The following is a 19,887-nucleotide window of genomic DNA, read 5'->3' as shown; positions in this document are numbered from 1 at the left end:
GCATCGGGCACACTGTCCGGACCCGCACCCGTGCATCCCCGAGAGGAGCAACGAGCGAGCATGACGGTCCCTTCGCCCCACCCGGCCGGCAGCCCCGAAGAGCGCTTCGAGGGGGCGGCCCCCGTGCTCGACCCGCTCGCCGAGGTCCGTTCCGAGAGCGACCCGCTGACGGACGTCTATCTGACCGGGACCGTCTTCCTCGACATCATCTTCACGGGCCTGGACTCCGCCCCGGTGCGCGGCACCGAGTCGTGGGCGCGCGGCATGGGCTCCAGCCCCGGCGGCATCGCCAACATGGCCACCGCGCTGGCGCGGCTGGGCCTGCGCACCTCGCTCGCGGCGGCCTTCGGCGACGACATGTACGGCGAGTACTGCTGGGAGTCCCTCTCGCGCGGCGAGGGCATCGACCTCAGCCTCTCGCGCACGGTCCCCGGCTGGCACTCGCCGGTCACCGTGTCCATGGCGTACGAGGGGGAGCGCACGATGGTCTCCCACGGCCACGAGGCCCCGCCGCCCGAGGAGCCCGCCCCCGAGTGCCCGCCGCCGGCGCGCGGCTGCGTGGCGCTGCTCGTGCCCGGCCGGCAGGAGGAGTGGATCGCGACGGCGGCCCGCCGGGGCAGCCGGGTCTTCGCCGACGTGGGCTGGGACGAGACCGGCCGCTGGGACCCGGCGGACCTCGCCGACCTGGAGCACTGCGAGGCGTTCCTGCCCAACGCCGAGGAGGCCATGCGCTACACCCGCACCGACGACCCGCGCGCCGCGGCCCGCGCCCTCGCGGACAAGGTGCCGGTCGCCGTGGTGACGATGGGGGAGCGCGGCGCCTACGCGGTGGACGGGGGCACGGGCGAGAGCGCCGAGGTGCCGGCCATCGCGGTGGAGGCGCTGGACCCGACCGGCGCCGGGGACGTGTTCGTGGCCGGCTTCGTCACCGGCACCCTCGCCGGCTGGCCGCTCGCGGACCGGCTGGCCTTCGCCGGGCTGACCGCCGCCCTGTCCGTACAGGAGTTCGGCGGGTCGCTCTCGGCACCCGGGTGGGTGGAGATCGCCGCCTGGTGGCAGCACGTGCGGTCCTTCGACGACCAGACCCGCTCGACCCTGCGCCGCTACGCCTTCCTCGACGGCGTCCTGCCCGCCGCGGCCCGGCCCTGGCCGCTGCGCCGGGCGGTGCCCACGCTGGGCTTCCGCTGCCCGTAGCCGACGGTGACGCCCGGCGGCCGGCCCGTAAAACCCCTCGGGCCCGCCGGGGCACCGTCGTACCCTTGGTATTCCAAGGTTCCCGGACACGGGAACGCAGGAAAGAAGGGGATGAGCAGGCCTTCAGTGCCGGCCCATGACTCAGACACCGACACGAGCGCAGGCGACAGCACACTTCACCGTCCCGGCCAAGCACCCCATGGTGACGGTCCTGGGCTCCGGGGACGCCCTCCTGCGCGTCATTGAGAACGCCTTCCCGTCGACGGACATCCACGTACGGGGGAACGAGATCAGCGTCGCCGGGGGAGCGCGGGAAGTCGCCCTCGTCCAGCGGCTGTTCGCAGAGATGATGCTGGTGCTCCGCACCGGGCAGCCGATGACGGAGGACGCGGTGGAACGCTCGATCGCCATGCTCAGGGACGAGGCGAAGGGGGTCGAGACCCCCGCCGAGGTCCTCACCCAGAACATCCTCTCCAGCCGGGGCCGCACCATCCGCCCCAAGACGCTCAACCAGAAGCGCTACGTCGACGCGATCGACAAGCACACGGTCGTCTTCGGCATCGGCCCCGCCGGCACCGGCAAGACCTACCTGGCCATGGCCAAGGCCGTCCAGGCCCTTCAGTCCAAGCAGGTCAACCGGATCATCCTCACCCGCCCGGCCGTCGAGGCGGGCGAGCGCCTGGGCTTCCTGCCCGGCACGCTCTACGAGAAGATCGATCCCTATCTGCGGCCGCTCTACGACGCCCTGCACGACATGCTGGACCCGGACTCGATCCCGCGGCTGATGGCGGCGGGGACGATCGAGGTCGCGCCGCTGGCGTACATGCGTGGAAGGGCGCAGCCTGTCTTCACGAACGTCCTGACCCCGGATGGCTGGCGTCCCATCGGCGACCTCCAGGTCGGTGACCTGGTCATTGGCTCGAACGGTGAGCCGACCCCGGTCCTGGGCGTGTACCCGCAAGGCGAGAAGGACATCTACCGTGTCACCGCCCAGGACGGTTCCTGGACCCTGTGCTGCGGCGAGCATCTGTGGACGGTCCGTACAGCCGCGGACAAGCGCCGCGACAAGCCGTGGCGGGTCCTGGAGACCCAGGAGATGATCGGCAAACTGCGTGCCGCGCACGCCCGGCGGTACGAGCTGCCGATGCTCACGGCGCCGGTGTGCTTCCCGGAGCGCGAGGTCCCAATGGACCCCTACGCCCTGGGGCTTCTGCTGGGTGACGGTTGCCTCACGGGCCGTACGACCCCTGCCTTCTCCACGGAAGACCCGGAGCTTGCCTCCGCCCTGGAAGCGGCCCTGCCGGGCATCCAGGTGCGTTGGAAGAGCGGGGCCGACTACACCCTGAACCGAGTGAAGGCGCCGGGTGACGTGGTCACTCTGGAGAACCCGGTCACCGGACTGCTGCGAACCATGGACCTGGTCGGCACACGGTCGCACTCGAAATTCATCCCGGACGAGTACCTCCGCAACTCTGCCGAGGTTCGCCTGGGTGTTCTCCAAGGGCTGCTGGACTCCGACGGCGGTCCGATCGCGCAAGCCGGCCGTACATGCCGCATCCAGTACACGACCACGTCGATCATGCTGCGGGACGATGTGATCTCACTGGTCCGATCGCTGGGCGGTGTCGCGTACACCCGTCGCCGGGCGGCCGAGGGCAGGACCCCGGGAAGGGCGAGGGGCCGCGACGTCCACCACCGCCACGACGCCCACATCGTCGACATCCGGCTTCCCGAGGGCCTCGAGCCGTTCCGCCTCGCCCGCAAGGCCGAGAAATACCGTGCGTCCGGAGGCGGCGGGCGCCCGATGCGCTTCATCGACAGCATCGAGCCCGCGGGCCGTGAGGAGGCTGTCTGCATCCAGGTCGCGGCGGAGGACTCGCTGTACGTCACGCAGGACTACCTGCTCACACACAACACCCTCAACGACGCGTTCATCATCCTCGACGAGGCCCAGAACACGAGCCCCGAGCAGATGAAGATGTTCCTCACCCGGCTCGGCTTCGACTCCAAGATCGTGATCACGGGTGACGTCACCCAGATCGACCTGCCCGGCGGCACCAAGAGCGGTCTGCGCCAGGTACGGGAGATCCTCGACGGCGTTCCCGACGTGCACTTCTCCATGCTGACCAGCCAGGACGTGGTCCGGCACAAGCTCGTGGGACGTATTGTCGACGCGTACGAGCAGTACGACAGCCGCAACGGAAAGTAAATCGCGAGACCCATGGCTATCGACGTCAACAACGAATCCGGCACGGAGGTCGACGAGCAGGCGATCCTCGACGTCGCCCGCTACGCCCTCGCGCGGATGCGCATCCACCCGCTCTCCGAACTCTCGGTCATCGTCGTCGACGCCGAAGCCATGGAGCAGCTCCACATCCAGTGGATGGACCTCCCCGGGCCCACCGACGTGATGTCCTTCCCGATGGACGAGCTGCGTCCGCCGGCCAAGGACGACGACGAGCCGCCGCAGGGCCTCCTCGGCGACATCGTGCTGTGTCCCGAGGTCGCCAGGAAGCAGGGCGAGGAGGCGCCGACCGGGCACTCGATGGACGAGGAGCTCCAGCTGCTCACCGTCCACGGCGTCCTGCACCTCCTCGGCTACGACCACGAGGAGCCCGACGAGAAGGCCGAGATGTTCGGTCTCCAGGCCGCGATCGTCGACGGCTGGCGCGCGGAGCACGGCATCGAGGGCCCCTCCCCGGCGCCCACGTTCACGTGACCGGCCAGCTGATCACCGCGGCGGTCCTGCTGCTCGTCGTCGCCTGGCTGGCCGCCTGCGCGGAGGCCGGCCTGGCGCGGACCACCCGGTTCCGCGCCGAGGAGGCCGTCCGGTCCGGCCGGCGCGGCGGCGCCCGGCTGATGGCCGTCGCCGCCGACCCGACCCGCTACCTCAACCTGGCGCTGCTCGTCCGCGTCGCGTGCGAGATGGCGGCGGGCGTCTTCGTCACCTACGTGTGCCTGGAGGAGTTCGACGCCACCTGGCAGGCGCTGACCGTCGCCGTCGCCGTGATGGTCCTCGTCTCGTACGTGGCCGTCGGCGTCTCGCCGCGCACGATCGGCCGGCAGCACCCCCTGGGCACGGCCACCGCCGCCGCGTACGTCCTCCTGCCGCTCGCCCGGGTCCTGGGCCCGGTGCCCCGGCTGCTGATCCTCATCGGCAACGCCCTCACCCCCGGCAAGGGCTTCCGCATGGGCCCGTTCGCCTCCGAGGCGGAGCTGCGGGCCATGGTCGACCTGGCCGAGAAGGAGTCGCTCATCGAGGACGACGAGCGTCGCATGGTGCACTCCGTCTTCGAGCTGGGCGACACGCTCGTGCGCGAGGTGATGGTCCCGCGCACGGACCTGGTCGTCATCGAGCGGGGCAAGACCATCCGGCAGGCCCTCACGCTGGCGCTGCGCTCGGGCTTCTCCCGCATCCCCGTCACCGGCGAGAACGAGGACGACATCGTCGGCGTCGTCTACCTCAAGGACCTCGCCCGCAAGACCCACATCAGCCGGGACGCGGAGGCCGAGCTGGTCTCCACGGCCATGCGGCCCGCGGTGTTCGTGCCCGACACCAAGAACGCCGGCGACCTGCTGCGCGAGATGCAGCAGCAGCGCAACCACTGCGCGGTCGTCATCGACGAGTACGGCGGCACGGCCGGCATCGTCACCATCGAGGACATCCTCGAGGAGATCGTCGGCGAGATCACCGACGAGTACGACCGGGAGCTGCCGCCCGTCGAGGAGCTGGGCGAGGGCCGCTACCGCGTCACGGCCCGGCTCGACCTGGGCGACCTCGGCGAGCTGTACGGCCTGGAGCTGGACGACGAGGACGTGGAGACCGTCGGCGGCCTCCTCGCCAAGTCCCTGGGCCGGGTGCCCATCGCCGGCGCGATGGCGGAGGTCCCGGTCCCGCTGGTGGACCAGGGCGGTCCGGCCCCGTCGCCGGCGACGCTGCGGCTGACGGCCGAGTCCGCGGCGGGACGCCGCAACCGCATCGTCACGGTGCTGGTGGAGCCCGTCGACGGGCCGGGGGACGAGGCGTAGCGGAAGACGGCCGGTCGGGGGAATCGCCCGGCGCGCGGCTTTGAGGCGGGACGCGGACGGGGATGCTCGCGGAGTGCCGGTACTCAGAAGACTCGCCCGTCCCCTGCTGGCCTCGGCGTTCGTGACGAGCGGCGTGCAGACGCTCCAGCACCCGGAGGCGGTGGCGCCGATGGCCGAGCGCGTCGCCCTCGCCATCGCCGACCACGTCCCCGGGCTGCCGCACGACGCCGTCGCGCTGGTGCGCGTGAACGGCGCCGTCCACGTGGGGGCCGGCGTGCTGCTGGCCCTCGGGGCCTTCCCCCGGCTGGCGGCGCTGGCCCTGGCGGGCAGCCTCGTGCCGACGACGCTGGCCGGGCACGCCTACTGGCAGGAGGACGACCCGGCGAAGCGGATGCAGCAGCGCATCCACTTCTTCAAGAACCTCTCGATGCTGGGCGGTCTCCTGATCGCCGCCGCGGACACGGCGGGACGCCCGTCGCTGGGCTACCGCGCCAAGCAGGCGGTGCCGGCCCGCTGACGGTTCCTCGTGCGCCGGACGGGCCGCCTTCAAGCGGCCCGTCCGGCGCACGAGGAACACGGGAGTGCCTCAGCGTCCCGCCACCCTCCGCAGCCCGGCCGCCACGAGCACCGCCACCGCCGCCACCACGGCGGCGTCCAGGCCCAGGGCCAGCTTGATGCCGCCGAGCGTCGCCGAAGCGAACCCCTCGCCGCCGTCGCCCAGGGCGGCGACCCGCGCCGAGGACACGGCGCTCAGCAGGGGGATGCCGATCGTGATGCCGATCTGCTGGGAGCTGGTCACCAGGCCCGTGGCCAGGCCCTGCTCGGCGTCCGGCAGGCCCGACGTCGCCGTCACGCCGTACGCCACGATGGCCCAGAGGTGGCCGACGCAGCCCAGCGACACCCCCGCCAGGGCCAGCCAGGCGCCGGAGGAGACGCCCAGGCCCAGCAGCGACGCCGTGAACCCGGCCTGCACCAGCAGCCCCGCCACCAGCGTGGTGCGCGCCCCGAAGCGGGCTATGACCCTGGGTGCGACCATCCCGGACGCCGCCGCCAGCAGGCCCTGCACACCGAAGACCAGGCCGGTGCGGAACGCCGACAGCTCCAGGACCTCCTGGAGGTACAGGGTCAGCAGGAAGATCACCGTGCTCATCATCGCGAACGTGACGAGCCCGGCCAGGTTCCCCCAGGCCACGGTCCGCCGCCGCAGCATCGGCAGCGAGACCAGCGGTTCCGCGGCCCGGGCCTCGACCACGACGAAGGCCACGAGCAGCAGAACGCCCGCGATCAGCGTCACCAGGACGTCCACGCCGCCGAAGCCGTGCTGGGCCGCGGTCGACAGCGCGTAGATGACCGCCAGCAGACCGCCCGTCACCGTCACCGCGCCCGGCACGTCCAGCCGGGGCCGCGTGGCGAGCCGGGACTCGGTCAGCAGGCCGGGCGCCGCCAGCAGCACGCCCACACCCGCCACGGCGAGCAGGCCCATCGTGGAGCGCCAGCCCAGCGCGTCGGTCAGCACGCCGCCCAGCACCATGCCGATGGTGAAGCCCAGGGACATCAGCGTGCCGCTGATGCCCAGTGCCCGCTCCCGCTGCGGGCCCTCGGCGAAGGTGGTGGTCAGCAGGGACATGCCGGTCGGCACGATGACGGCCGCCCCCAGGCCCTGCAGCGCCCGTCCCGCGAGGAACGACGCCGGGTCCCAGGCGAGGGTGGCCAGCACGGAGGCCGCGGTGAAGAGCGCCAGCCCGGCGAGGAACAGCTTGCGGCGCCCGTACAGGTCGGCTGTGCGGCCGAAGAACAGCAGGAAGCCGCCGGACGGCAGGGCGAACGCGGTGACCGCCCACTGGAGGTCGGCCTGGCCCATGCCGAGGTCGTCGCCCAGGACGGGCAGCGCCACGTTCAGGATGGAGAAGTCGAGCGCGACGATGAACTGGGCGGCGCACAGGAGCAGCAGGACGAGCTTGTCGCGGGTCGCCATGCCGGGTGAGGCGGGGGGAGCGGAGGTCAGGGGAGGGGTTTCGATCGCCATGCGATCAGCCTGGTGGCCGGGGAATACCCGTGGGGAGAGGGTGTTTATGGTGGTGGCCGCACCACCAGGCAGGGGGACAGGGGGAGCCGTTGACCACCGCGACACACGCGGCCGCCGCGAGGCCGCGCCGCCGTACGGAGCTGCGCGAGTTCCTGATGAGCAGGCGCGCCCGGGTGAGTCCGGCCGAGGCCGGGCTGCCGGACGGCGGGGCCCGCCGCCGCACGCCGGGGCTGCGCCGGGAGGAGGTCGCCGTCCTCGCCGGAGTGGGCGCCTCCTGGTACCAGTGGCTGGAGCAGGGCCGGGACATCACCGTCTCCCCGCAGGTGCTCGACGCCGTGGCGGGCGTGCTGAGGCTGAGCGGCCCCGAGCGGCGGCACCTGTACGTCCTGGCCGGGCTGAACCCGCCGCTGCCCGAGTCCGAGTACGAGACGGGCTACGTGTGCGACAGCCTCAAGCGGCTGATCGACGGCTGGGCGCCGTTCCCGGCGCACATCATGGACCCGTACTGGAACCTGGTCGCCTACAACGAGCCGGCCGGCCTCGTCATGGGCTTCCGGCCGAAGGCCCGGCAGAACTGCCTGGTCGACTTCTTCACCGACCCGGTCTACCGCTCCCGGGCCGCCAACTGGGAGCAGAACGCGCCCCGCGTCGTCGCCCAGTACCGGGCCGCGTGCTCGGAGCACCGGGGCGGCGACGAGGGGTTCGAGGAGATCGTCGAGGAACTGGCCGCCGTCAGCCCCGAATTCGTCCGGCTGTGGGCCCGCCGTGACGTGCAGCCCGCGGGCATGCTGGTCAAGGAGTTCCAGCACCCCCTGGTCGGCACGCTCCACATGGAGAGCACCTCTCTGTCCGTGCCCGCCCGCCCGGACCTGCGGCTCTGCCTCCACAACCCCGTCCAGGGCACGGGCACGGCGGAGAAGCTCCAGTGGCTCGACTCGCCGGAGGGGCGGCGCGGGGGCATGTCCTCGGTGGCCGGCTGAGGGCCCGGGCCGGGCCGCCCCTATGCTCCCGGGTATGACGGAGACGCTGGATCCCGAAGACCGCAAGCTCATCACCCTCGCCCGCGCCACCCGCGCCCGCAACGCCGTCGCCGAGGGCGCGGCCGTCCGCGACGAGACGGGACGCACGTACGTCGCCGGCACCGTCGCCCTGGACTCGCTGCGGCTGAGCGCGCTCCGGACGGCCGTGGCCATGGCCGTGGCCAGCGGTGCGAGGTCCCTGGAGGCCGCGGTGGTCGTCTCGGAGGCGGCGGCCGCTTCGGACGAGGACCGCGCGGCCGTCCGCGACCTGGGCGGGGCGGACACCCCGGTGCTGCTGGCGGGCCCCGACGGCACCGTGCGCACCGTGACCGCCGCGGGCTGAGCGGGTGGCACGCCCCCGGACCTCGCCGCGTGGTTCGCCCTGGGGGGTGTCCGCCCCGCGGGCCGGGCCCGCTGGTCGGCGGGGCGTGGACGATCGGGGAGAATGTGAGGCATGGACAACGCCTCCGCTCCCTCCCAGGCCCCCCACCGCGCGGGCTTCGCGTGCTTCGTCGGCCGGCCCAACGCGGGCAAGTCGACCCTGACCAACGCACTGGTGGGGACGAAGGTCGCGATCACCTCGAACCGCCCGCAGACCACCCGGCACACCGTGCGCGGCATCGTGCACCGCCCGGAGGCCCAGCTCGTCCTGGTCGACACCCCCGGCCTGCACAAGCCGCGCACCCTGCTGGGCGAGCGGCTCAACGACGTGGTGCGGACCACCTGGGCCGAGGTCGACGTGATCGGCTTCTGCCTGCCGGCCGACCAGAAGCTCGGCCCCGGCGACAAATTCATCGCCAAGGAGCTCGCGGGGATCAAGAAGACCCCGAAGATCGCGATCGTCACCAAGACGGACCTGGTCGACTCCAAGCAGCTCGCCGAGCAGCTGATCGCCATCCAGCAACTGGGCGAGGAGCTGGGCATCCAGTGGGCGCAGATCGTCCCGGTCTCGGCCGTCGGCGACAAGCAGGTCTCCCTGCTGGCCGACCTGATCGCCCCGCTGCTGCCGGAGAGCCCGCCGCTCTACCCCGAGGGCGACCTCACCGACGAGCCCGAGCAGGTCATGGTCGCCGAGCTGATCCGCGAGGCCGCCCTGGAGGGCGTCCGGGACGAGCTGCCGCACTCCATCGCCGTCGTGGTCGAGGAGATGCTGCCGCGCGAGGACCGGCCCAAGGACAAGCCGCTGCTGGACATCCACGCCAACGTCTACATCGAGCGGCCCAGCCAGAAGGGCATCATCATCGGCCCCAAGGGCGCTCGTCTGAAGGAGGTCGGCATGAAGTCCCGCAAGCACATCGAGGCCCTGCTGGGCACGCCGGTCTACCTGGACCTGCACGTCAAGGTCGCCAAGGACTGGCAGCGGGACCCGAAGCAGCTGCGGAAGCTGGGGTTCTGACCTCCGTCAGGCTCCCTCCTTCAGCACCGTGCGGATCAGTTCGCGCTGTTCCTCGGTGAGGTGCGGGTCGGCGAGGTGGACCGAACGGCCGTCCACGTTGATCTCGTAGTGGAAGCCGTCCGGTACGCCCCTCGTCGGTGCCTCCCGGCCCGGCGCGAGGGCGCGGTGGGCCAGGGCCTCCAGGTGCGTGGCGTCGGACCGGCCGCAGGTGTCCAGCTCGGCCCGGCGCTCGATGCCTGCAAAACCGCCGGTTCGGGTGATGACGATACGCATACGGTCACCCCTACCCCGGGAACGGCCTTCTAGCGGTTCAGCCGTCCGTGGGCACCCCCACCTGGCTCCACGCCTTGAGCACCGCCCGCGTCACGTCTCCCTCGCCGAACAGCGAGCGGGCCGAGGCCACGGTCAGCCGCGCGAAGTCCTTGAACTGCGCTCCGGAGGCCAGCTCGCCGCCGGTCAGCGTGGCGTACCAGACCTTGCCGGCACGCTCCCAGGCGTTGCCGCCGAGGTCGCTGGCCAGCAGGTAGAAGGCGTGGTTGGGGATGCCGGAGTTGATGTGCACCCCGCCGTTGTCGCGGCTGGTGCGGACGTAGTCCTCCATGGTGGCGGGCTGCGGGTCCTTGCCGAGGACGTCGTCGTCGTAGGCGGTGCCCGGGGCCTTCATGGAGCGCAGGGCGGTGCCCCGGTCGACGCCCGGGCCCAGCAGCCCCTGGCCGATCAGCCAGTCGGCCTGGGCGGCGGACTGCCCGAGCGCGTACTGCTTGATCAGCGAGCCGAACACGTCGGAGACCGACTCGTTGAGCGCTCCGGACTGGCCGTAGTAGTCCAGGTTGGCCGTGTGCTGGGTCACTCCGTGCGTCAGCTCGTGGCCGATGACGTCCACGGGGATGGTGAAGTCGAGGAAGAGGTCGCCGTCGCCGTCCCCGAAGACCATCTGCTCGCCGTCCCAGAAGGCGTTGTCGTACTTCTCGCCGTAGTGGACGGTGGCGTTCAATGGCATTCCGGCGCCGTCGATGGACTGCCGGCCGTAGACCTTCGCGAAGAGGTCGAAGGTGGCGCCGAGCCCGGCGTGGGCCCGGTTGACGGTGGCGTCCTTGGCCGGCGGCTCGCCCTCGGCGTGCACCTTCCTGCCGGGCGTGACCTCGCGGTGGGCCGCGTCGAAGATCGTGCGCTGGGCGGTGCCGGCCTGGGGGGCGGGGCCGGAGGCGTCCGTCGCGGTGCGCACGGCGGTGATGCGGCGGCGGGTGCGCAGGACGCCGTCGTGTTCGAGGGTGCGGCGTGCCGGCTCGTAGTGCCGGGGGTCCTCGGCCTGGGCCAGCCGGTCGAGCACGTGCGGCGGCACGATGCCGCAGAAGACCTTGCTCTCGGTGGGGTTCATGGCCTGCAATCTGGCACCGGCCCCCGGCCTTGTCACTCCTCGGGACGGCGATTCCCGCAATCGAGTGGTCGCGTTCCGCGTCCCGCATGCTGGACCTCCCCTTCCCTTCCCGCAGAGCTCGGCTACTGTGCTGTGCACCATGCGTGACGTGCTGCTTCTCCTTAGCTGCCGCGGCGAGGGCCTGTAGTCGAAGGCCGACCCCCTCCCCGCGGAGTTCGGTGTTGCGGTCACCCCGTCGTGATCAGCCCGTCGGCCCTCCCGCGCGGATCCCCGAGGAGCCCTCCGCAGATGCCCGAGATTTCGCCCTCCGTCGGCCGTCCCACCCCTGTCACCGCGGCCACCGTGCGCCAGCGCCCCTCCGGGATGCCGGTGCACCGCTACCGCCCGTACGAGGCCGTGGCCATCCCCGACCGCACCTGGCCGGACAACCGGATCACCACCGCTCCCCGCTGGCTCTCCACCGACCTGCGGGACGGCAACCAGGCCCTGATCGACCCCATGTCGCCCGCCCGCAAGCGCGAGATGTTCGACCTGCTGGTGCGCATGGGCTACAAGGAGATCGAGGTCGGCTTCCCCTCCTCCGGGGCGACGGACTTCGAGTTCGTCCGTTCGATCATCGAAGAGGGCGCCATCCCCGAGGACGTGACGATCTCCGTCCTGACCCAGGCCCGCGAAGAGCTGATCGAGCGCACGGTGGAGTCGCTGCGCGGCGCGCACCGCGCCACCGTCCACCTCTACAACGCCACCGCCCCCGTCTTCCGGCGGGTGGTCTTCCGCGGCTCGCGCGAGCAGGTCAAGCAGATCGCGGTCGACGGCACCCGGCTGGTCGTGGAGTACGCCGACAAGATCCTCGGCGACGGCACGGTCTTCGGCTACCAGTACAGCCCGGAGATCTTCACCGACACCGAGCTGGACTTCGCCCTGGAGGTCTGCGAGGGCGTCATGGACGTCTGGCAGCCCGAGGCGGGGCGCGAGATCATCCTGAACCTGCCGGCGACCGTCGAGCGGTCCACGCCCTCCACCCACGCCGACCGCTTCGAGTGGATGTCGCGGCACCTGTCCCGGCGCGAGCACATCTGCCTGTCCGTGCACCCGCACAACGACCGGGGCACCGCCGTCGCCGCCGCCGAGCTGGCGATCATGGCCGGGGCCGACCGCATCGAGGGCTGCCTGTTCGGCCAGGGCGAGCGCACGGGCAACGTCGACCTGGTCACCCTGGGCATGAACCTCTTCTCCCAGGGCGTCGACCCGCAGATCGACTTCTCGCAGATCGACGAGGTCCGCCGCACCGCCGAGTACTGCAACCAGATGGAGGTCCACCCGCGCCACCCCTACGCGGGCGACCTGGTCTACACCGCCTTCTCCGGCTCCCACCAGGACGCCATCAAGAAGGGCTTCGAGGTGATGGCGGCCGACGCGGCCGCCGCAGGCCGCAGCGTGGACGACATCGAGTGGGCCGTCCCGTACCTGCCCATCGACCCCAAGGACGTCGGCCGGTCGTACGAGGCCGTCATCCGCGTCAACTCGCAGTCGGGCAAGGGCGGCATCGCCTACGTCCTGAAGAACGACCACAAGCTGGACCTGCCGCGCCGGATGCAGATCGAGTTCTCGAAGATCATCCAGACCAAGACCGACGCGGAGGGCGGCGAGGTGACCCCGCAGGAGATCTGGTCCGTCTTCCAGGACGAGTACCTGCCCACGCCGGACAACGCCTGGGGCCGCATCGCCCTGCGCGGCACCCACACCTCCACCACGAGCGAGGGCCGCGACGCGCTGACCGTCGAGGCCGTCGTGGACGGCCGGGAGACGGTGCTGACCGGTACGGGCAACGGCCCCATCTCCGCGTTCTTCGACGCGCTCACCGCGACCGGGGTCGACGCCCGGCTGCTGGACTACACCGAGCACACGATGAGCGAGGGCGCGAGCGCCCAGGCGGCCTCGTACATCGAGTGTGTGATCGACGGCACGGTGCTGTGGGGCATCGGCATCGACGCCAACACCACGCGCGCGTCCATCAAGGCGGTCGTCTCCGCGGTCAACCGGGCGCACCGCGGCTGAGGGGCGTACCACCGGCCCGGGACCGGGGGCTCGCGCGGCCGGCGCCGCGTCAACGCGGCGCCGCCGAAAACACCGCATCCGGTGGGCTCGGCGGCGACTTCGGCCAGCAGCCGCCCCGAACTCCGGGCCGGGGGTACTGACGCCACATCATGGATGTGGCTAACATCACGTCAACGCGGCGACCAGGCCGTGGCGTTATGGAGGTGCGCCGTGAGGGACGCGCAAGGCCGACACAGCCCGGACCGGTGTGTGGTGGGCGTACGCACCGTCTGGCGCACTGTCGGAGACGGCGAATTCTTCTGCCCCGGTTGCGGCGGCGACCGAAATTTCCACCGCCGTACGGGGCGCCGCCGCCTTGTGGCGTTCGGGGTGCCCCTGTTGCCGCGGGGACCGGTGGGTCCCATCGTCGAATGCACGGCCTGCCGGGGCCGGTTCGCCATGGATGTCCTGGACCACCCCACGACGACGCGCTTCTCCGCGATGCTCCGCGACGCCGTGCACACGGTGGCCCTCGCGGTCCTGGCCGCGGGCGGCACCGAGGCCCGTACGGTCCGGCGCGCCGCGGTCGGGGCGGTCCGGGCGGCCGGTTTCGCGGACTGCAGCGAGGAACAGCTGGTCACGCTGATCGAGGCCCTCGCGGCGGACACGGGCCGGCTCCCCGGCCGGTACCCCACCCCGCCGGGCGGGGCCAGCCGCCACGGCTTCGACCCGTGCGGCACCGCCCTGGCCATCGAGCTGCACGAGGCCCTGGAGCCCCTGGCCCCCCACCTGGCGCCGGCGGGCCGGGAGTCCATCCTGCTCCAGGGCGCCCGCATCGCCCTGGCGGACGGGCCGTACCGGCCGGCGGAGCGGGAGGTGCTCGCCACGGTGGGGCGGGCCCTGCTGCTCTGTCCCGAGGACACGGACCGCCTGCTGGAGGCGGCGCGCACGCCGTCGTAGGGGACGGTCAGGCGGCGCGCCTGACCGTTCCGAGGAGGTAGAGGCCGGTGCCCGACGGGATCGCCAGCAGCAGGAGGGCCGCCAGCACCGACCCGCCCTGGCCCAGGTCCCGGGGGAGCAGCCCGTACAGCCACAGGACGGCGCCCACGGGGAAGACACCGGTGGCCAGGGTCGCGATCCCCTTCTGCCGGGTGCGCCAGTACGGCGCCCGCCACAGCAGCGCCAGCCCCACGAGCCACAGCAGGGCGGCCGGGTCGGAGGGCCACAGCCAGGTGCTGGCCACCAGCGGCACGACGGCGCCTGCGACGTATGCCACGGCCTTCACGAGCGGTCTCCAGTCGGTGCGCGGGGCGGTCACGAGGTGATCACCTTAGCCAGTGCCCGAGCGGCCCCCGGGGTACGGGACAATGACCCCATGAGCCTTTTCCGCGACGACGGCATCGTCCTCCGGACGCAGAAGCTGGGCGAAGCGGACCGGATCATCACCCTCCTCACGCGAGGCCACGGCCGGGTGCGGGCGGTGGCCCGGGGGGTGCGGCGCACCAAGTCGAAGTTCGGGGCGCGGCTGGAGCCGTTCTCGCACGTCGACGTGCAGTTCTTCGCGCGCGGCAGCGAGCTGGTCGGGCGCGGGCTCCCGCTGTGCACCCAGAGCGAGACCATCGCCCCGTACGGCGGCGGCATCGTCACCGACTACGCCCGCTACACCGCCGGCACCGCCATGCTGGAGACCGCCGAGCGCTTCACCGACCACGAGGGCGAGCCCGCCGTGCAGCAGTACCTGCTGCTCGTCGGCGGTCTGCGCACCCTCGCCGCGGGCGAGCACGCCCCGCACCTCATCCTCGACGCGTTCCTGCTGCGCTCCCTCGCCGTCAACGGCTACGCGCCCAGCTTCGGCGCCTGCGCGAAGTGCGGGATGCCGGGGCCCAACCGGTTCTTCTCGGCGGCCGCCGGCGGGGTGGTGTGCGGGGAGTGCCGGGTGCCCGGAAGCGTCGTACCCTCCTCGGAGTCGATCGAGCTCCTGGGCGCGCTGCTGACCGGGGACTGGGCGACGGCGGACGCGTGCGAGGCGCGGTACGTCCGGGAGGGCAGCGGGCTGGTGGCGTCCTACCTGCAGTGGCATCTGGAGCGGGGGCTCCGTTCCCTCCGCTACGTCGAGCAATAAGCGAACACAGGCATCAAGGAGAAGTGGCACCCATGGCACGACGCGGGATTCTGGGCCGTTCCCGACGCGAGTACCGCACCCCCGAGCCCCACCCGTCGGGCGCGCGGCCGCCGAAGATCCCCGGCGAGCTGGTGCCCGAGCACGTGGCGATCGTCATGGACGGCAACGGCCGCTGGGCCAAGGAGCGCGGCCTGCCCCGCACCGAGGGCCACAAGGTCGGTGCCGAGCGGGTCCTGGACGTGCTCCAGGGCGGGATCGAGATGGGCGTCGGGGCCATCTCCCTGTACGCCTTCTCCACCGAGAACTGGCGGCGCTCGCCCGACGAGGTGCGCTTCCTGATGAACTTCAACCGCGACTTCATCCGCAAGACCCGGGACCAGCTCGACGAGCTCGGCATCCGGGTGCGCTGGGTCGGCCGGATGCCCAAGCTGTGGAAGTCGGTGGCCAAGGAGCTCCAGGTCGCCCAGGAGCAGACCAAGGACAACGACCGGCTCACGCTGTACTTCTGCATGAACTACGGCGGCCGTGCGGAGATCGCGGACGCGGCGCAGGCCATGGCGGAGGACGTGAAGGCGGGCCGGCTCGACCCCTCGAAGGTCAGCGAGAAGACCCTCCAGAAGTACATGTACTACCCGGACATGCCGGACGTGGACCTGTTCCTGCGGCCGAGCGGCGAGCAGCGCACCTCCAACTACCTGATCTGGCAGAGCGCCTACGCCGAGATGGTCTTCCAGGACGTCCTGTGGCCCGACTTCGACCGCCGCGACCTGTGGCGCGCCTGCCTGGAGTACGCCCAGCGCGACCGCCGCTTCGGCGGTGCCCTGCCGAACGAGGACCAGCTCGTGAAGGAGCCGTCGGCCGGTGAGTGAGGCAGTGGCGGCGCCGGTTCCGGCGCACGCCGACTCCCTGACGTTCGACTACGAGCTCACGGTCGCCGACATGCGGTCGGCGCTGCGTGCCCGCGCCCGGGTGGTGCGCAGTGCGCGTCTGCAGAAGGTGCTGCTGCCGCTGTGCTACGCGGTGTTCGCGGCCGGCATCCTCGTCAAGGGGCCCGAGGCGCGGGACTGGCCCCCGCTGGTGATCTGCGGCCTGGTGGCCGTGTTCGCGCTGGTGGGAGGCCCGGTCCTGCAGGCCCGTTCCTTGCACAAGGCCCTCCAGGGGCAGGGGCCGAGGCATACGACGGTGGCGGCCGGCGGCATGGCCGCCTCGTGGGCGCACGGCAGTCAGTCGATGGCGTGGTCGGCCTTCGGCCGCTACACCGAGACGAAGGACCACTTCGTGCTGCTCAGCCCCGACAAGCGCGGCGCCTGCCTGGTGATCCTGCCCAAGCGGGCGCTGGCCGCCCCCGGTGACGCCGACCGGCTGCGGGCCCTGCTGGACGCCGGTCTGCCCCGCGCGTGACGCGTGCGCGACGCGAACGGCCCCGGACGTCGGATGACGTCCGGGGCCGTTCGCCTGCGGTTCAGCCCTTCGCGGCGCACTCCCCGCACGTGCCGAAGATCTCGATCGTGTGGGCGACGTCCACGAAGCCGTGCTCCTCGGCGATCGAGTCGGCCCACTTCTCCACGGCCGGCCCCTCGACCTCCACGGCCTTGCCGCACATCCGGCAGACCAGGTGGTGGTGGTGCCCGCTGGAGCAACGGCGGTAGACCGCCTCGCCCTCGCTGGTGCGCAGGACGTCGACCTCGCCGGCGTCGGCGAGGGACTGCAGCGTGCGGTACACCGTGGTCAGGCCCACCGAGGCGCCGCGGTGCCTGAGCATGTCGTGGAGTTCCTGCGCGCTGCGGAATTCGTCCACCTCGTCGAGCGCGGCCGCGACCGCGGCCCGCTGCTTGGTGGCTCGGCCGCGTACCGGGGGACCGGCGGTCGCCACAGTTGCCTCCTCAAGCTCGCCTGAACACCTGTCGCACGTTTTGCCACGACAATTGTGCCAGGCCCGCCGGGTGCACCCGGCAAGCAGTCGAAGCCCCCGGCGCCCGCGGTGCTCAGACGTGGACGTCGTCGGCGGGCGCGCCCGGGGCCTCCGGCTCCAGCGTGCAGTGCTCGGCCCGCGCCGTCCTGGCCGCCCGCTTCCTCGCCAGCGGCGTCGCCAGCGCGGTCAGGGCGACGAAGACGCCGATGGCCATCAGGACGATCGTGGCGCCGGACGGCACGTCCACGTAATACGAGGTGACGGTGCCCGAAAGGGTCACCAGCACCCCAGTGGCGACTGCCATCGCGAAGGTCGTGGCGAAGCTGCGGGCGATCTGCTGCGAGGCGGCCACGGGGATCACCATCAGGGCGCTGACCAGCAGCAGGCCCACCACGCGCATCGCGACGGTCACGGTCACGGCGGCGGTGACGGCCACCAGCAGGTTCAGCAGCCGCACCGGCAGCCCCGTCACCCGGGCGAACTCCTCGTCCTGGCAGACGGCGAACAACTGCCTGCGCAGCCCGACCGTGGTGAGCACGACGAAGGCCGCCAGCAGGCAGATGGCGACGATGTCCTCCTGCGAGACCGTGGCGATCGAGCCGAACAGGTAGCTGGTCAGGTTGGCGCTGGAGCCGTTGGAGGACAGGCTCATCAGCATCACGCCGCCCGCCATGCCGCCGTAGAACAGCATGGCGAGCGCGATGTCGCCGCGCGCCTTGCCGTAGGAGCGGATCAGCTCCATCACCACGGCGCCGACGATGCAGACGGCGGTGGCCACCCACACGGGGCTGGTGTTGAGCAGGAAGCCCAGGCCCACGCCGGTGAGGGCGACGTGACCGATGCCGTCGCCCATCAGCGCCTGCCGGCGCTGGACGAGGTAGATGCCGATCGCGGGGGCGGTGACGCCCACGAGGAGGGCGGCCAGCAGCGCCCGCTGCATGAAGGCGAGTTCGAGGATTTCCATCAGGTCAGCAGCCCTGTCCGGATCGGTTCCGCGGCCGGGTCGGCGTGCGGGTGTACGTGGTCGTGGCCGGGGAGGGCGTGCTGGCCCACGGCCTTGGGCGGGGGGCCGTCGTGGACGACGCAGCCGTCGCGGAGCACCACCGCGCGGTCGATGAGCGGCTCCAGCGGGCCCAGCTCGTGCAGCACGAGCAGGACGGTGGTGCCCCGGGAGACCTGCTCGCGCACGGCGCTCGCGAGGACCTCCTGGCTGGCGAGGTCCACGCCGGCCATCGGCTCGTCCATGATCAGCAGGTCCGGCTCGCCGACCAGCGCCCGGGCGATCAGCACCCGCTGGTGCTGGCCGCCGGAGAGCGCGTTCACCGAGTCCTTGATCCGGTCGGCCATGCCCACCAGCTCCAGCGCCCGGGCCACGGCCTCCCGGTCGGCCTTGCGCGTCGGGCCCAGCTTGGTCCGGGCCAGCCGCCCGGCGGCGACGACCTCGCGGACGGTCGCCGGCACGCCACTGGCCGCGGTGGTGCGCTGGGGTACGTAGCCGACCCGGGCCCAGTCGCGGAAGCGGCGGCGCGGGGTGCCGAACAGCTCCAGCTCGCCGCCGGTGAGCGGCACCTGTCCGACGATGGCCCGGACGGCCGTGGACTTGCCGGAGCCGTTGGCGCCGAGCAGGGCGACGACCTCGCCGCGGCGCACGGTCAGGTCGACCCCGCGCAGCACCGGGCGTGAGCCCAGTGCCGCCGTGGCGCCGCGCACGGATATGACGGGCTGCTCCATGTTTGCCTCCTCGGGCGCGTTCACTTGGTGCCGAGCGCCTTCTGCAGGGCGGTGAGGTTGGCCTCCATGACCCCGAAGTAGTCGCGGCCCCTGGAGTCCTTGGTGATCCCCTCAAGGGGATCGAGGACGTCGGTCTTCAGGCCGAGGTCCTGGGCGAACGTCTTGGCGGTGCCGGGGTTGGCGAGGGTCTCGAAGAAGACCGTGCCGACGTGGTGCTCCCCGGCGAGCTTGTGCAGGTCCTTCATCCGGGCGGCGCTGGGCTCGGACTCCGGGTCGAGGCCGCTGATGGCCTCTTCGACCAGTCCGTAGCGGTCCGCGAGGTAGCCGAAGGCGGCGTGGGTGGTGATGAAGGTGTCCGAGCCGCGGTTCTTCAGGGTATCGGCGAACTTCGTGTTCAGCGCGCCCAGCTTCTCGATGAGCGCGTGGGCGTTGGTCTCGTAGTCCGCCGCGTGGCCGGGGTCCGCGTCGGCGAGGGCCTTGCCGACGCCCCTGGCGACCTCGGCGTACTTCACGGGGTCGAGCCATATGTGGGGGTCGGCGCCGCCCTCCTCGTGCTCGTGGCCGCCGTGCTCCTCGTCCTCGTCGTGGCCGTCCCCGGCGCCGTTGTCGCCGGTGGTGTGGTGGCGGCCGTCGACCTCGCCGCCGTGCTTGGTCAGCGCGGTGAGGGAGGCCGCGTCCACGGCGTGCTTGTTTCCGGACTGTTTGACGGCCTTGTCGACGGCGGGCTGGACGCCCTTGAGGTAGAGGATCGTGCCCGCGTCGGCGAGGGAGCCGGTCTGGCGGGCGGTGAGCTCCATGTCGTGCGGCTCGACGCCGGGCTTGGTCAGACCGGTGACGGCGACGTGCTCGCCGCCGATCTCCTTCGCCAGGAACTCCATGGGGTAGAACGACGCCACGACCCGCAGCTTCCCGTCCTTGTCGCGGCCGGAGCCCCCGTCGACCGCGCAGGCGGACAGCGTGACCAGGCCGAGGACGGCGGCCAGGGCGGTGGCGGCGGCGGGTGTCCGGCGGGAGCGGATCGGTCGTACGTTCATGACACTCAT

The 19,887-nt window shown here is 72.1% G+C and carries 21 protein-coding genes; 13 read left to right on the top strand and 8 right to left on the bottom strand.

What is annotated here, in order from left to right; all coding sequences use genetic code 11:
• The first annotated feature begins 60 nt into the window (after positions 1-60).
• From CYQ11_RS09555 to CYQ11_RS09535, 5 genes are all read left to right on the top strand, one after another.
• Positions 61-1,194 carry a carbohydrate kinase family protein gene (locus tag CYQ11_RS09555; RefSeq protein ID WP_099200602.1) on the top strand — a complete coding sequence of 378 codons (1,134 nt, stop codon included), beginning with the start codon at positions 61-63 and terminating at the stop codon, positions 1,192-1,194.
• Positions 1,195-1,330: 136 nt separating this feature from the next.
• The gene (locus CYQ11_RS09550; RefSeq protein ID WP_099200603.1) at positions 1,331-3,403 is read left to right on the top strand and encodes a PhoH family protein; all 2,073 of its coding nucleotides are present in this window, start codon (positions 1,331-1,333) and stop codon (positions 3,401-3,403) included.
• Between the two features lie 12 nt (positions 3,404-3,415).
• Positions 3,416-3,913 carry an rRNA maturation RNase YbeY gene (gene ybeY / locus CYQ11_RS09545; RefSeq protein ID WP_099200604.1) on the top strand — a complete coding sequence of 166 codons (498 nt, stop codon included), beginning with the start codon at positions 3,416-3,418 and terminating at the stop codon, positions 3,911-3,913.
• Positions 3,910-5,223 carry a hemolysin family protein gene (locus CYQ11_RS09540; RefSeq protein WP_099200605.1) on the top strand — a complete coding sequence of 438 codons (1,314 nt, stop codon included), beginning with the start codon at positions 3,910-3,912 and terminating at the stop codon, positions 5,221-5,223. Before ybeY ends, CYQ11_RS09540 begins: the two co-directional genes overlap by 4 nt.
• Positions 5,224-5,296: 73 nt before the next feature.
• Complete coding sequence (locus CYQ11_RS09535) at positions 5,297-5,740, top strand: DoxX family protein (protein ID WP_099200606.1); 444 nt, start codon at positions 5,297-5,299, stop codon at positions 5,738-5,740.
• Between the two features lie 69 nt (positions 5,741-5,809).
• Here the strand turns inward: CYQ11_RS09535 and CYQ11_RS09530 are convergent, their stop codons facing one another.
• A complete protein-coding gene (locus CYQ11_RS09530; RefSeq protein WP_099200607.1) occupies positions 5,810-7,249 on the bottom strand; it encodes an MFS transporter in 1,440 nt (479 codons plus the stop codon).
• 89 nt (positions 7,250-7,338) lie between these two features.
• On the opposite strand from CYQ11_RS09530, the gene CYQ11_RS09525 reads away from it, so the two are divergent.
• The 3 genes from CYQ11_RS09525 (at position 7,339) to era (ending at position 9,664) form a co-directional block, all read left to right on the top strand.
• A complete protein-coding gene (locus CYQ11_RS09525) occupies positions 7,339-8,229 on the top strand; it encodes a helix-turn-helix transcriptional regulator (protein ID WP_398779609.1) in 891 nt (296 codons plus the stop codon).
• A 34-nt stretch (positions 8,230-8,263) separates the two neighbouring features.
• A complete protein-coding gene (locus CYQ11_RS09520) occupies positions 8,264-8,611 on the top strand; it encodes a cytidine deaminase-like protein (protein ID WP_099200608.1) in 348 nt (115 codons plus the stop codon).
• 111 nt (positions 8,612-8,722) lie between these two features.
• The gene (gene era, locus CYQ11_RS09515; protein ID WP_099200609.1) at positions 8,723-9,664 is read left to right on the top strand and encodes a GTPase Era; all 942 of its coding nucleotides are present in this window, start codon (positions 8,723-8,725) and stop codon (positions 9,662-9,664) included.
• 6 nt (positions 9,665-9,670) lie between these two features.
• Here era and CYQ11_RS09510 read toward each other — a convergent pair whose 3' ends face one another.
• Complete coding sequence (locus tag CYQ11_RS09510; RefSeq protein ID WP_099200610.1) at positions 9,671-9,937, bottom strand: protealysin inhibitor emfourin; 267 nt, start codon at positions 9,935-9,937, stop codon at positions 9,671-9,673.
• A gap of 37 nt (positions 9,938-9,974) precedes the next feature.
• Positions 9,975-11,042, bottom strand: coding sequence for a M4 family metallopeptidase (locus CYQ11_RS09505; RefSeq protein WP_104651119.1), 1,068 nt, complete (start codon positions 11,040-11,042; stop codon positions 9,975-9,977).
• A gap of 288 nt (positions 11,043-11,330) precedes the next feature.
• Between CYQ11_RS09505 and leuA the strand changes: the two genes are divergently transcribed.
• Entirely contained in the window at positions 11,331-13,100 is a 1,770-nt protein-coding gene (gene leuA / locus CYQ11_RS09500) for a 2-isopropylmalate synthase (protein WP_099200611.1), read from the top strand.
• Positions 13,101-13,349: 249 nt separating this feature from the next.
• The gene (locus CYQ11_RS09495; protein WP_181143839.1) at positions 13,350-14,039 is read left to right on the top strand and encodes a tellurite resistance TerB family protein; all 690 of its coding nucleotides are present in this window, start codon (positions 13,350-13,352) and stop codon (positions 14,037-14,039) included.
• Positions 14,040-14,046: 7 nt separating this feature from the next.
• On the opposite strand, the gene CYQ11_RS09490 is transcribed toward CYQ11_RS09495, so the two are convergent.
• On the bottom strand, positions 14,047-14,397 hold the full coding sequence (locus tag CYQ11_RS09490; RefSeq protein WP_099200613.1) for a hypothetical protein: 351 nt from the start codon (positions 14,395-14,397) through the stop codon (positions 14,047-14,049).
• 57 nt (positions 14,398-14,454) lie between these two features.
• On the opposite strand from CYQ11_RS09490, the gene recO reads away from it, so the two are divergent.
• Genes recO through CYQ11_RS09475 form a run of 3 tightly spaced genes read left to right on the top strand, consistent with a single transcriptional unit; the run spans position 14,455 to position 16,602 of the window.
• On the top strand, positions 14,455-15,201 hold the full coding sequence (recO, locus tag CYQ11_RS09485) for a DNA repair protein RecO (protein ID WP_099200614.1): 747 nt from the start codon (positions 14,455-14,457) through the stop codon (positions 15,199-15,201).
• A 32-nt stretch (positions 15,202-15,233) separates the two neighbouring features.
• Entirely contained in the window at positions 15,234-16,070 is an 837-nt protein-coding gene (locus tag CYQ11_RS09480) for an isoprenyl transferase (RefSeq protein ID WP_099200615.1), read from the top strand.
• Entirely contained in the window at positions 16,063-16,602 is a 540-nt protein-coding gene (locus CYQ11_RS09475) for a YcxB family protein (protein ID WP_146104661.1), read from the top strand. The genes CYQ11_RS09480 and CYQ11_RS09475 overlap by 8 nt, the downstream gene beginning before the upstream one ends.
• Positions 16,603-16,663: 61 nt before the next feature.
• Here the strand turns inward: CYQ11_RS09475 and CYQ11_RS09470 are convergent, their stop codons facing one another.
• From CYQ11_RS09470 to CYQ11_RS09455, 4 genes are all read right to left on the bottom strand, one after another.
• Entirely contained in the window at positions 16,664-17,074 is a 411-nt protein-coding gene (locus CYQ11_RS09470; protein ID WP_099200617.1) for a Fur family transcriptional regulator, read from the bottom strand.
• Positions 17,075-17,186: 112 nt separating this feature from the next.
• Positions 17,187-18,077: a metal ABC transporter permease gene (locus CYQ11_RS09465; protein ID WP_099200618.1), complete on the bottom strand. Its 891-nt coding sequence runs from the start codon at positions 18,075-18,077 to the stop codon at positions 17,187-17,189.
• Positions 18,077-18,844 carry a metal ABC transporter ATP-binding protein gene (locus CYQ11_RS09460; protein ID WP_099200619.1) on the bottom strand — a complete coding sequence of 256 codons (768 nt, stop codon included), beginning with the start codon at positions 18,842-18,844 and terminating at the stop codon, positions 18,077-18,079. Before CYQ11_RS09460 ends, CYQ11_RS09465 begins: the two co-directional genes overlap by 1 nt.
• Positions 18,845-18,864: 20 nt before the next feature.
• Positions 18,865-19,878, bottom strand: coding sequence for a metal ABC transporter substrate-binding protein (locus CYQ11_RS09455; protein WP_099200620.1), 1,014 nt, complete (start codon positions 19,876-19,878; stop codon positions 18,865-18,867).
• Positions 19,879-19,887 lie beyond the last annotated feature (9 nt).

Source organism: Streptomyces cinnamoneus, from assembly GCF_002939475.1.
GTDB classification, from domain to species: domain Bacteria; phylum Actinomycetota; class Actinomycetes; order Streptomycetales; family Streptomycetaceae; genus Streptomyces; species Streptomyces cinnamoneus_A.
Note: the sequence above shows the minus strand (reverse complement) of the source record. Positions and strands in the feature narration are given on the sequence as shown.

Bases quoted from the DNA above. Each gene is read 5' to 3' on its own strand.
- CYQ11_RS09555 (WP_099200602.1), top strand. From the start codon at position 61: ATGACGGTCCCTTCGCCCCACCCGGCCGGCAGCCCCGAAGAGCGCTTC.
- CYQ11_RS09550 (WP_099200603.1), top strand. From the start codon at position 1,331: ATGACTCAGACACCGACACGAGCGCAGGCGACAGCACACTTCACCGTC.
- ybeY (WP_099200604.1), top strand. From the start codon at position 3,416: ATGGCTATCGACGTCAACAACGAATCCGGCACGGAGGTCGACGAGCAG.
- CYQ11_RS09530 (WP_099200607.1), bottom strand. From the start codon at position 7,249: ATGGCGATCGAAACCCCTCCCCTGACCTCCGCTCCCCCCGCCTCACCC.
- CYQ11_RS09520 (WP_099200608.1), top strand. From the start codon at position 8,264: ATGACGGAGACGCTGGATCCCGAAGACCGCAAGCTCATCACCCTCGCC.
- era (WP_099200609.1), top strand. From the start codon at position 8,723: ATGGACAACGCCTCCGCTCCCTCCCAGGCCCCCCACCGCGCGGGCTTC.
- CYQ11_RS09510 (WP_099200610.1), bottom strand. From the start codon at position 9,937: ATGCGTATCGTCATCACCCGAACCGGCGGTTTTGCAGGCATCGAGCGC.
- CYQ11_RS09505 (WP_104651119.1), bottom strand. From the start codon at position 11,042: ATGAACCCCACCGAGAGCAAGGTCTTCTGCGGCATCGTGCCGCCGCAC.
- leuA (WP_099200611.1), top strand. From the start codon at position 11,331: ATGCCCGAGATTTCGCCCTCCGTCGGCCGTCCCACCCCTGTCACCGCG.
- recO (WP_099200614.1), top strand. From the start codon at position 14,455: ATGAGCCTTTTCCGCGACGACGGCATCGTCCTCCGGACGCAGAAGCTG.
- CYQ11_RS09480 (WP_099200615.1), top strand. From the start codon at position 15,234: ATGGCACGACGCGGGATTCTGGGCCGTTCCCGACGCGAGTACCGCACC.
- CYQ11_RS09465 (WP_099200618.1), bottom strand. From the start codon at position 18,077: ATGGAAATCCTCGAACTCGCCTTCATGCAGCGGGCGCTGCTGGCCGCC.
- CYQ11_RS09460 (WP_099200619.1), bottom strand. From the start codon at position 18,844: ATGGAGCAGCCCGTCATATCCGTGCGCGGCGCCACGGCGGCACTGGGC.
- CYQ11_RS09455 (WP_099200620.1), bottom strand. From the start codon at position 19,878: ATGAACGTACGACCGATCCGCTCCCGCCGGACACCCGCCGCCGCCACC.